The sequence below is a fragment of the Streptomyces sp. NPDC003248 genome (assembly GCF_055563235.1).
The window spans coordinates 54,906-66,798 of sequence record NZ_JBVHDT010000018.1; the positions used below are offsets into that span (position 1 = coordinate 54,906).

Annotated in this window: 7 protein-coding genes; 5 read left to right on the forward strand and 2 right to left on the reverse strand. The window is 72.2% G+C overall.

Going from position 1 to position 11,893, the window contains the following annotated elements; translation table 11 throughout:
* Positions 1–114: 114 nt before the first annotated feature.
* Positions 115–1,758 (forward strand): M1 family metallopeptidase, encoded by a 1,644-nt coding sequence (locus ACZ3KJ_RS30820; protein WP_467531782.1) that lies wholly within the window; start codon positions 115–117, stop codon positions 1,756–1,758.
* A gap of 135 nt (positions 1,759–1,893) precedes the next feature.
* Entirely contained in the window at positions 1,894–3,387 is a 1,494-nt protein-coding gene (gene hflX / locus ACZ3KJ_RS30825; RefSeq protein ID WP_467531783.1) for a GTPase HflX, read from the forward strand.
* A 207-nt stretch (positions 3,388–3,594) separates the two neighbouring features.
* On the opposite strand, the gene ACZ3KJ_RS30830 is transcribed toward hflX, so the two are convergent.
* Positions 3,595–4,818 carry a trypsin-like serine peptidase gene (locus ACZ3KJ_RS30830; RefSeq protein ID WP_467531784.1) on the reverse strand — a complete coding sequence of 408 codons (1,224 nt, stop codon included), beginning with the start codon at positions 4,816–4,818 and terminating at the stop codon, positions 3,595–3,597.
* 284 nt (positions 4,819–5,102) lie between these two features.
* Positions 5,103–6,473, reverse strand: a complete 1,371-nt coding sequence (locus ACZ3KJ_RS30835) for an alpha/beta hydrolase (protein ID WP_467531785.1) — start codon at positions 6,471–6,473, stop codon at positions 5,103–5,105.
* Between the two features lie 621 nt (positions 6,474–7,094).
* Between ACZ3KJ_RS30835 and ACZ3KJ_RS30840 the strand changes: the two genes are divergently transcribed.
* From ACZ3KJ_RS30840 to ACZ3KJ_RS30850, 3 genes are all read left to right on the forward strand, one after another.
* A complete protein-coding gene (locus tag ACZ3KJ_RS30840; RefSeq protein ID WP_467531786.1) occupies positions 7,095–8,705 on the forward strand; it encodes a diaminobutyrate--2-oxoglutarate transaminase family protein in 1,611 nt (536 codons plus the stop codon).
* 266 nt (positions 8,706–8,971) lie between these two features.
* Positions 8,972–11,092, forward strand: coding sequence for an IucA/IucC family protein (locus tag ACZ3KJ_RS30845; RefSeq protein WP_467531788.1), 2,121 nt, complete (start codon positions 8,972–8,974; stop codon positions 11,090–11,092).
* A gap of 112 nt (positions 11,093–11,204) precedes the next feature.
* Entirely contained in the window at positions 11,205–11,825 is a 621-nt protein-coding gene (locus tag ACZ3KJ_RS30850) for a GNAT family N-acetyltransferase (protein WP_467531790.1), read from the forward strand.
* The last annotated feature ends 68 nt before the right edge of the window (positions 11,826–11,893 follow it).

Consider the following 11,893-nt stretch of genomic DNA (forward strand, 5'->3'; position numbering starts at 1 on the left):
GGCCGTCGGCGCGGTGTCCGCCCCTCACCCACCACCCCCACCCGGGCAGTCCGTTCGAGTGGGCCGGTCGCGCGCCGTCGCGGAGCCGCACGCGCGCGCTGGTAGCGGTGGTGCATGCCCCTGACCCCCCGCGCCCCCCGCACCTCCAGCGCCCCCCTCACCTCCGGCATCACCGACACCACCAGCCCTGCCGACACCACCAGCCCTACTGACACCACCGGCCCTACCGACACCACCGGCACCATCAACACCACCGGCATCCCTTTCCCCCTCCGCCCTGCCCGCCCCCGGGCCGCCTCCTCGCGTCGCCTCGCCTCCGCGCTCCTCGCCTCGGCCGTCTCTGTCTGTCTCGTCGCCGCGGGCGCACCCGCGACCCCGCTCGGCATCGGCGACCGCCTCTTCCCGCACCTGGGCAACCCCGGGTACGACGTGACCGCCTACAACCTGTCCTTCACGTACTCCGGTGACAACAGCCGGCCGCTCCGGGCGGTCACCACCATCGACGGCCGGACCACCACCGCCCTGGACCGGATCAACCTCGACTTCGCCCACGGCACGGTCGAGTCCGTCGAGGTCGACGGAGAGCCCGCCGCCTTCGCCGGAGCCGGCGAGGACCTGGTGATCACACCGGAGGAGCCGCTGCGCGCGGGCGACCGGATGCACGTCACCGTGCGGCACACCAGCGACCCGGTGAGCGTCGCCGGACGGGACGGCGGCTGGGTGCGGACCGCGGACGGCCTGGCCATGGCCAACCAGGCGGACGCCGCCCACCTGGTGTTCCCCTGCAACGACCACCCCTCCGACAAGGCGAGGTTCACGATCCGGGTCACCGCGCCCGCCGGCTACACGGCCGTCGCCAACGGTCTGCCGGCCGGCGTCCACAGGTCCGGCCGCACGACCACCTGGACGTACCGCACGCACCACCCCATGGCCACCGAGCTCGCCCAGGTGTCCATCGGCCGCTCCACCGTCCTGCACCGCAAGGGCCCGCACGGACTGCCCGTCCGGGACGTCGTGCCCACCGGGGACCGCGAGCGCCTCGAACCGTGGCTGAAGAAGACCCCCGACCAGATCACCTGGATGGAGAACAAGGTCGGCCGCTACCCCTTCGAGACGTACGGCCTGCTCATGGCCGACGCCGCCACCGGATTCGAGCTCGAGACGCAGACCCTCTCCCTCTTCGAGAAGGACCTGTTCGCCGAGCCCGCCTACCCCCGCTGGTACGTCGAGTCGATCATGGTGCACGAGCTGGCCCACCAGTGGTTCGGCGACAGCGTCACCCCCCGCACCTGGTCCGACCTGTGGCTCAACGAGGGACACGCCACCTGGTACGAGGCCCTCCACGCGGAGGAGAAGGCGGGCCGCACCCTGGATGCCCGTATGAAGGCGGCGTACGGCGCCTCCGACCGCTGGCGGGCGGCCGGCGGTCCGCCCGCCGCCCCCAAGCCGCCGGTGCCCGGCCAGAAGATCGGCATCTTCCGCGCGAACGTCTACGACGGCGCCGCCCTCGTGCTGTACGCCCTGCGCCAGAAGATCGGCACGCGCGCGTTCGAGCAGGTGGAGCGTGCCTGGGTGCGCGACCACCGGGACGCCACGGCGGGCACCGCCGACTTCCGGCGCCTCGCCGAAAAGATCTCCGGACGCGACCTCGGGGCCTTCTTCCGCGGCTGGCTGTACGGAGCGAAGACCCCGCCGATGCCCGGACACCCGGAGTGGACGTCGGCGGCGCCCGCACCCGCCGCGGAGGCCGCGGAATAAGACGGTGACGAGACGGGCCGTACCGTGCGACCATCGTCAGGTCGGCGCGGCACGGGACGACGGGAATCTCCCGGGGTACTCGTGCGTTGACCATGAAGACCATCGAATCGGCATCCCCAACGACGTAAGGACCCAATGACCTCCTCTTCTTCCCCTTCCCAGGACACCAAGCGCTTCGCGCACGCCTACCCCGAAGGTCTTCGGGCCGATGCCCTGATGGAAGAGGACGTCGCCTGGAGCCACGAGATCGACGGAGAGCGGGACGGCGAACAGTACGACCGCTCCGAGCGCGCGGCCCTGCGCCGTGTCGCGGGCCTCTCCACCGAGCTCGAGGACGTCACCGAGGTCGAGTACCGGCAGCTCCGCCTGGAGCGGGTCGTACTCGTCGGCGTCTGGACCTCGGGGACCGTGCAGGACTCGGAGAACTCCCTCGCGGAGCTGGCCGCCCTCGCGGAGACCGCGGGCGCGCTGGTGCTCGACGGCGTGATCCAGCGCCGCGACAAGCCCGACGCGGCCACCTACATCGGCTCCGGCAAGGCCGACGAACTGCGGGACATCGTGCTCGAAACGGGCGCCGACACTGTCATCTGCGACGGTGAGCTCAGCCCGGGTCAGCTGATCCACCTCGAGGACGTCGTCAAGGTCAAGGTCATCGACCGTACGGCCCTGATCCTCGACATCTTCGCCCAGCACGCCAAGTCCCGGGAGGGCAAGGCGCAGGTCGCGCTCGCGCAGATGCAGTACATGCTGCCGAGGCTGCGAGGCTGGGGTCAGTCGCTGTCCCGGCAGATGGGCGGCGGCAAGGGCGGCGGCCTCGCCACCCGAGGTCCCGGTGAGACCAAGATCGAGACGGACCGGCGCCGGATCCGCGAGAAGATGGCGAAGATGCGCCGTGAGATCGCGGAGATGAAGACCGGCCGCGAGATCAAGCGTCAGGAGCGCAAGCGCCACAAGGTGCCGTCCGTGGCCATCGCGGGCTACACCAACGCCGGCAAGTCCTCGCTGCTCAACCGTCTCACGGGCGCGGGTGTCCTGGTCGAGAACGCCCTGTTCGCCACCCTCGACCCGACCGTGCGCCGGGCCGAGACCCCGAGCGGCCGGCTGTACACGCTGGCGGACACCGTCGGCTTCGTCCGGCACCTGCCGCACCACCTGGTCGAGGCGTTCCGCTCCACCATGGAGGAGGTCGGCGAGTCCGACCTGATCCTCCACGTGGTGGACGGCTCGCACCCGAACCCGGAGGAGCAGCTGGCCGCCGTGCGCGAGGTGGTCCGGGACGTCGGCGCCACCGACGTACCCGAGATCGTCGTGATCAACAAGGCGGACGCGGCCGACCCGCTGACGCTCCAGCGGCTCCTGCGGATCGAGAAGCGTTCCATCGCGGTCTCGGCCCGCACCGGCCGGGGCATCGACGAACTGCTCGCGCTCATCGACGACGAGCTGCCGCGCCCGTCGGTCGAGATCGAGGCGCTCGTGCCGTACACGCTGGGCAAGCTGGTCGCCCGTGCCCACACCGAGGGCGAGGTGATCTCCGCGGAGCACACGGCGGAGGGCACCCTGCTGAAGGCGCGGGTGCACGAGGAACTCGCCGCGGACCTCGCGCCGTACGTCCCGGCGTCGCTCGCCTGACAGCCTCCACCACGACGGCCCGTCCCTTGCTCGGTGCAGGTGGCGGGCCGTCGGCGTGCACGGGTTCTGCTCCGCCCGGGGAGGGCGGTCGTCGTGACCGCCCCCTGGCCGTCGCCGAGCCGGTCGACGCACGCGACCGTCCTCAGCCCGCTCCGCGCCGGGCGACGGCGGCAGATGCCGGGCAGTCCCCGGCGCCCGCCGCGCGCATCACTGCCCGGCGAACTTGCCGCTCACCGAGTCGTACACGCTCTCGGCCACCTCACCCAGCCGCGGCCCCGCGAGCCAGCCCGCCTTCACCGGGCCGATCGAGGTGTTGGAGACCAGCGCCGGCTCGCCGTCCGAGCCGGTCGCCACCCAGCCGCCGCCGGACGCACCGCCGGTCATCGTGCAGCCGATGCGGTACATCGTCGGGTCCGTGGCGTTCAGCGACAGCCGCCCCGGCGCATCCTGGCACTGGTACAGCTTCTGCCCGTCGTACGGCGCCGCCGCCGGGTAACCCGTGGCGGTCACAGTGCCCACCTTCGCCACGGCCGGCGCCGCGAAGTCCACCGGCAGGGCCGAACCGACCGTCTCCTCCAGCGACTTGCCCGAACCACCCGCCTCGGGTGTCACATGGATCACCGCGAAGTCGTACGAGGCACCGTCACCACCGGTCTGCCCGCCCTGCGCGATCCACTGGTCCGAGGTCTGCGCCCAGTCACCCCACCAGACGCCGTACGGCGCCACCTGCTCCTTGGTGGCCGTCTGCAACTCCGCGTCCGTCATGCCCGAGTCGTTGTACGACGGCACGAACGCGATGTTGCGGTACCAGCCGCCCTCCTTGCCCGCGTGCACGCAGTGGCCCGCCGTCCACACCAGGTTGGACTTGCCGGGGTGTGCCGGGTCCTGGACGACCGTCGCCGAGCAGACCATCGTGCCCTCGGGGGAGTCGAAGAACACCTTGCCCGCCTCGGCGGCGTTGGCGTGGTAGGCGGGCGACACGGCCGTCGCCTCCACCACCGCGGGCGTCGGATCGGTCACGCCCTGGTCGTCCGCGAGGTCGCTGTCGTCGACCGCCCGCTCCGGATCCTCGGCCTCACGCATCCGGTCCTCGTCCCACAGACCCTCGATGATCGGGTTGATGTAGTCCTGTGCCTCGCGCAGCCAGTCGTCCCGGTCCCAGTCCTTCCAGGCGCCGTTCTTCCACTTGTCGAGGTCGATCCCGTGCTCCTTGAGCCGGTCCTTGATGTCGTCCGGGATCGTGATCTTGCCGTCGCCACCCGCCGAGGCGGACGCGGTGGCCTCGCCTCCCGCCTCGGCGCCGCCCGCGTCGCACGCGGTCGCGGTGAGCACGAGCACCGAGGCGAGAGCAACAGCGCCCAGCAAGGGGGAAGTTCCGCGGCGGGCGTCCCTCCCCCGACGAACGGTCGACGACGGCCGTATGGATCGCATGGTCTGACTCCCCCTGCTGTGAACGAACTTGGAGCGGTGGCCGTTCCCGGCGCGGAACTCATGGTGATCTCACGCCTGGTTCATATGAGCCTCACGGCCTCGTGGAACGGCCTCACACGATATGCGCTCGCCGCGGGGGACTTCCGCCGGAACGGCAACGGTTCGGCTACAAGCCGCCTGACCTGCTCATCGTCCCTGTGGGGAGGGACGGTTCCCGGTGCTGCCGACGACAGTGGGGCGAGGGTGGGGACGCGATCCGGCGCGCCCCCACCGCCGAGACACCGTCAGCGACCACCGCCCTGACGGTCACGGCCGACCGTCAGGGGCGCGGGCCGGTACACGACGTAGGCCGCCTCGCCCAGATCGAGCGCGGTGGCCGACCGCTGGAGCGCCGCCGGGGTCGCGGCGCTGCCCCAGTGCCCGGTGGTGACGCGGTGCTCCAGGGCGTGCAGGGCGGCCACCGTCTCCGCGGCGGTGAAGGTGCAGTGGCCCTGCCGCTCGACGTACGCCTGGCGCAACAAGGCGCCGTCACCCGCCGCGCGCACCCGGTCGCCGAACCGTCGCTCCTGCTCCACCGGCACGAGCGCGTCGGCCGTGGTGTGAACGTTCAGCAGCGGTACGGCCAGCCCCTGACCCGCCGACGAGGTGCGCTCGGCGGTGCGCACCGCGGCCGGATCGGCGATGATCTCCGCACCGCCCGTCAGCGCCTCCAGATCGGCGCCCAGATCCAGCCCGGCGCTCCGGTACAGGGCACGCACCTGCGGCGCGTGCACGGAGCCGGCCAGCAGGCCCGCGTAGTCGACGCCCCGGTTCCAGGAGTTGTTGCCTCCGACCGACTGTTCGACCGCGTACCGCCCTCCTTCGATGAACGACAGGACACCGCTCGCGAACCACGCGTACTGCTGTTCCTCCTGGCCCGCCCAGTCGTCCGCCGCGGGCCGGTCCCGGTCCGGGGCCCATGCCGGGAGGTTGAGGAAGGCCGCGGCCAGCGCGATGCGGGCCCGCCCCTGCGGTGTGACCTGCGCCGCTGTGACGGCGTCGGTGAGCACACGGGCGGTGTCGGCCGCCTCTGCGGCCGAGCCGAAGCCCACCAGCTCGACCTGCTCGCCGGGCAACAGCAACCGGGCGAGCGTGTACTCGGCGTCGAGCTGGTAGTTGTCCAGGTCGGTGCCGCCGGCCACCAGCCCGCAGAGCCCCAGCGCGCCGTCGATCCGGCCGGCTCCGTCCCGTGCGAGCTGAGCGTTGACCAGTCCTCCCATGGACTGCCCGACGGTGAGGGTGCGCTCGGGCTCCCCGATCTTCGCCTTGACCGCGTCCAGCGTGGCGAACTGATCGCGTTCCGCACTGGCCAGCGCCCACTTCGAGCCGTTGGGGTCGTAGGAGGAGCCGGCCAGCGCGTAGCCCTCGGAGAGCAGTTCCGCACGCACGGCTTCGGAGGGCGCGTTCTGCGCGACGAGCGAGCCGAAGCCGTGGCTGTACAGGACGAGGGTGCCGTTCCAGTCGGCGGGTACGTCGGCGATCCAGGTGGCGCCGTCGTCCAGGGTGCCGGTGAGGCGGGCGACCGCGGGTTCCGCCTGTGCGGCCGGGGCTGACAGCAGCGACGTGATCAGGAAGGCGGCCGCGGCGGCGAGGGTGAGGGCAGGACGGACACGCATGAGGCGACTCCTGTCGTGGGGGTGAGGCGTGGGGTGTGGGGGTGGGTGTGGCTACTGGCCGATGCGAGCGTCCCGGGAATGTAGGGCGATTATTGTGTCGCAGTCAATAAAATGCACAACATCTGGAAGGGGGGCGAGGTGAGGACGAAGGGGAGGTGATGGGTGAGCAGGCAACAGGTGGCCCTGACCATGGCCGAGCAATGGGGAGGGAAAGGCGGCATGCCGGGTCGCGCCCTCACCGCCTCGACGCGTCACCGCACGAGTCCCGACGCAACCCGTAACCCGCTGGACCTGCCGGGGTTGGTAGCCATGGGGCCTGCCGCCTGTGTGCTGCCCCGCGTGCGGAACCTCACCGAGGGGGTGGGGAACTCCGTCAACCGAGGCCGACGACCCCTACGCCGGCCCCCGGGGTTCCGCCACGCACCGACTCGCCTCTGCACAGCGGGAGGAACAGGAGCCGTGGCCGTGACCGAGCCTGTACCGGGGGAGGTGCCTTCGAGGTGCTCCGGCGACGACGGAGACGTCGCCCTGAGGACAGCCCCGGCCGGGGGAGCCGGCGTGGGAAGGCCCACGACTGCGACTTCCGCCGACGGGACTTCTGCCGCGGGGAAGTCCACCGCGGTGCCCGAAGCACGGAGTGCCGTCGGTGAGGGCGTCCCCGTTGAGAGGGCGTCGGCAGGGGGGCGCCCGGCCCATGAGGGGATCCTGCGGCGGCAGTCCCTGCGAGAGTCGGCGGCGCGCACCTACGCGCGCGCCCTGCCGATCGTGCCCGTGCGGGCGCGCGGGCTGACCATTGAGGGCGCTGACGGCCGCCGTTACCTCGACTGCCTGTCGGGCGCCGGCGCCCTGGCGCTCGGCCACAACCACCCCGTCGTGCTGGAGGCCATCCGCAAGGTCCTGGACTCCGGCGCACCCCTGCACATCCTGGACCTGGCCACCCCCGTCAAGGACGCCTTCACCACGGAACTGTTCCGCAGTCTGCCGTCCGGGCTCGCCGACCGCGCCCGCGTGCAGTTCTGCGGACCGGCCGGCACGGACGCCGTGGAGGCCGCGCTGAAGCTGGTGCGGGCCGCCACCGGCCGGACGGGCGTCCTGGCGTTCACCGGCGCCTACCACGGCATGACCGCCGGCTCCCTCGAAGCATCCGGTGGCGCCGTCGACGTACGGGTGACACGCCTGCCCTATCCGCAGGACTACCGCTGCCCGTTCGGTGTCGGCGGCGAGCGGGGCGCCGAACTCGCCGCCCGCTGGACGGAGTCCGTGCTCGACGACCCCAAGTCCGGAGTGCGAACGCCCGCCGGGATGATCCTCGAACCCGTCCAGGGCGAGGGCGGGGTGATTCCAGCACCGGACGCCTGGATGCGGCGCATGCGGCAGCTCACGGCCGAACGGTCCATCCCGCTGATCGCCGACGAGGTCCAGACGGGCGTGGGCCGGACCGGCGCCTTCTGGGCGGTGGAGCACAGCGGGGTCACCCCCGATGTCATGGTCCTCTCCAAGGCGATCGGCGGCAGCCTTCCCCTCGCCGTCATCGTCTACCGCGACAGCCTCGACGTCTGGGAACCCGGCGCCCACGCGGGCACGTTCCGCGGCAACCAGCTCGCCATGGCCGCCGGAACGGCGACCCTCGCCTACGTCCGTGCCAACGGCCTCGCCGACCGCGCCGCCCGCCTGGGCGTCCGCATGCTCTCCCAGCTCCGGCAACTCGCCCAGGGCGTCCCGTACATGGGCGACGTGCGAGGACGAGGGCTGATGATCGGGATCGAGATGGTGGACCCCGAGGGCACGTGCGACCGGGCGGGCGGCCCGACCGGAGTCGTCCCCTCCACACCGCACCCGCCGGCCGGTGCGACGAGTACCGCGGAGGAGGCCGCCCGTGGCCCTCACCCTGCCGCTCCCGGCCTGGCCGTGGCCGTCCAGCGCGAGTGTCTGCGCCGCGGCCTGATCGTCGAAATCGGCGGGCGCCACGGAAGCGTCGTCCGCCTGCTGCCGCCCCTGACGATCACCGACGAGCAGGCGGCCGCCGTACTCGACCGGCTGGCGGACGCGATGGAGGCGGTGGCCCGCACGCACGCCGACCGACCGTGCCAGGCCGGTCACCCCGGTCACGCCGGGCGACCTGGCCACATCGGCCGCTCGGGCCACACCCGCCACCACCGGCCCGGCCCACCGCGACAGCCGACCGGTCCACCCCCGCCGCCCGGGACCGCCGGCGCCGAAGGCGACAGCTGACCCGGCCCCCACCCGCACAGACCTGCCACGCAGGCCGAGCCCACCGGCGGCCCGTGTACCGCGACGCTCCCGCGACCCGTGACGGAGCAGCCCCACCGACCGCCCGCGGCCACCCCCGTCACCTCGGGCCGGCCACTTCCGGGCCTTTCCGCCGAGAACCCGCCTCTCGGCCTCGACGCGCATCCTGGCGTCTTCCGACGAACACACGCACCCTCGCACCTCGCTTCGTCGCCGACCGAGCCGCTCCCATCCGACGAGGAACGACCTTGACCACGTCCCCCCAGTCCGCCGGTTCCGCGCCCCGGACACCTGCCCCGTCCCCCGCATCCGCGTCGACCCCCTTCGTTCCGTCATCGTTCTCCGCCCCCGCTCTCCCCGTCCCCCGCCGACCGGAGGACACCGACCGCGCCGACCACGGACACCGCACCGAGCACGCCGAACCGCAGGGTTCCGTCGACGCCGGTCCTTCGGGTGCGACCGATCTCCTGCACGACCCCGATCCGTCGACGGCGGCCCAGGCGGCCTCCGTGGAGAACCTGCTGCGCTGCTGGGTCCGCGAGAGTGGCCTGACCGCCCCCGACGACAGCCTCCTGCGTGTTCCGCTGCCCGCCACCGGCACCGAGCTGATCACCCCCGTCCACTACTGGTCCCCGACCGGATGGCACCGCTTCGGCCTCCCGCGCCTGGTGGCCGCCCCTGAGCACAGCCCACCCGTGGACCCGGTCACGGTCGCGGCCCTACTGGCCCACGAAGCGCTCGCCTCCCGCACCGCAGCCGCAGATCCTGCCGAGCGAGCCGCCGGCCGGGGGCCGCACCCCGGCTCGCGTCAGGCCGCACCCACCTCCGGGATCCCGGCACCCCGTTCTTCACCGACCGAGCAGGACGCCCTCGACAGCGCCGACCTGGTCGCCCGCGTCGCCGACTCCGTCCGCCGCACCGCGACGTTCATCAGCGCCCACCGGGAACGCCCGGCCGACCGGCCCGACCTGTTCCTCTCCGCCGAACAGGCGCTGACGCTCGGGCATCCCCTCCACCCGACCCCGAAGAGCCGCGAAGGCCTCTCCGACGCCGAAGCGGCGTTGTACTCACCCGAGGCGGGCGGCTCTTTCCCGGTGCACTGGCTGGCCGTCGCCCCGTCCCTGATCGCTTCCGACTCCGCCTGGACCGAGCGCGGTCGCCGTGTGCCCGCGGACCGGCTGACGTGCCTGCTCGCCGGTGCCGGGCTGCCGCTGCCCGACCGTCATGCCGCCCTGCCGCTGCATCCGTGGCAGATGCGCGCAGTCCGCCACCGTCCCGAGGTCGCGGCCCTGCTCGACGCCGGACTCCTCCGGGACCTCGGTGTCCACGGCCTCCCCTGGCATCCCACCTCCTCCGTCCGAACCGTCTACCGTTCCGGCGCCCCGGCGATGCTCAAGCTGTCGCTGGGGCTGCGTATCACCAACTCCCGCCGTGAGAACCTCCGCAAGGAACTCCACCGTGGTGTCGAAGTGCACCGCCTGCTGCGCACCGGCCTGTCCAGGCACTGGCAGGCGGCCCATTCACGCTTCGACATCGTCCGCGACCCGGCATGGCTCGCGGTCGACGGACCCGACGGCCTTCCGGTGACCGGACTCGACGTCGTCATCCGGCACAACCCGTTCACACCGTTCGACGACGTCACCTGTGTCGCGGCCCTTGCCGCGCCCAGCCCGCACGTCCAGCGGAACGCCGGACCGGAGTACCCCTGTGCCGAGGCGGACCGGCCGGTCCAGGACCCGGCTCCCCGTCTGCCGTCCCGTCTCGCCACACTCGTCACGCGTCTCGCCCGGAAGACGGGCCGCCCGCTGGGGGCCGTGGCCACCGAGTGGTTCCTGCGCTACCTGGAGCAGGTCGTCCGTCCGGTGCTGTGGCTCGACGGCGAGGCGGGCGTCGCCCTCGAAGCACACCAGCAGAACACCCTTCTTCTGCTGGATCCGCACGGCTGGCCCGGCGGAGGCCGCTACCGCGACAACCAGGGCTACTACTTCCGCGCGTCCCGTCGTGCGGAACTCGACGCCCGACTGCCGGGGATCGGCGAACGCAGCGACACCTTCGTCTGCGACGAGATCACCGACGAGCGCTTCGCCTACTACCTCGGGATCAACAACGTCTTCGGACTCATCGGCGCCTTCGGCTCCCAGAGACTCGCCGACGAGCACGTGCTGCTCGCCGCCTTCCGCCGGTTCCTCACCGACGCCGCCCACGGCCGGGGCCGGACGCGCAGCCCACTCCCCACCCGTCTGCTCGACTCACCCGTCCTGCGCTGCAAGGCCAATCTGCTGACCCGACTGCACGGTCTCGACGAACTCGTCGGCCCGGTCGACACCCAGTCCGTGTACGTCTCCATCGCCAACCCCCTGCACTCCTGACACGTTCATCCGCCTGGCCACTACTGCCACCGCCCCGGGGAGCCGGTCCCCTTCCTTCCTTCCTCCTTCCACCCGGCCCAGCCCCCTCCTGCCTTCAGAGAGGAGCCTCACCATGGCCCCTACAACCGTCGAGGACGTGAGGACCGCGCGTCCGCCCGCCGACGACCTGCTGGACCGCCTCGACGACGCGAGGCCGGTCACCACTGCGGTCGGCGCCTTCAGCCTGGCGTCGGTGCGGATCAAGAGGGACCTGCTCCGCATCGTCGGCTGGATGAACGACCCCGCCGTCGCCGCGTTCTGGGAACTGGCCGGCCCGGCGTCCGTGACTGAGGAACACCTGCGGCGCCAACTGGACGGCGACGGCCACAGCGTCCCCTGCATCGGCCTGCTGGAGGGCTCACCGATGAGCTACTGGGAGATCTACCGGGCAGATCTCGATCCGCTGGCCCGTCACTATCCGGCCCTGCCTCACGACACTGGCATCCACCTCCTCATCGGCGGTAACGCCGACCGCGGGCGCGGACTGGGCGGCGTTCTGATCGCAGCCGTGGCCGACCTCGTCTTCGGCGGCAGACCCGCCTGCGCACGCGTCATCGCTGAACCCGACCTTCGCAACATCGCCTCCGTATCCGCCTTCCTCAACGCCGGCTTCCGGCTCTCCGCCGAGATCGACCTGCCCACCAAGCGAGCAGCCCTCATGCTCCGGGACCGGAACCCACCCTCCCGGTCATGACTCTCCGCGATCGAGCAGTCACACATGGAACGGACCGGCCTGCGAGCCGGTTCCCGCCGTCCGAACTT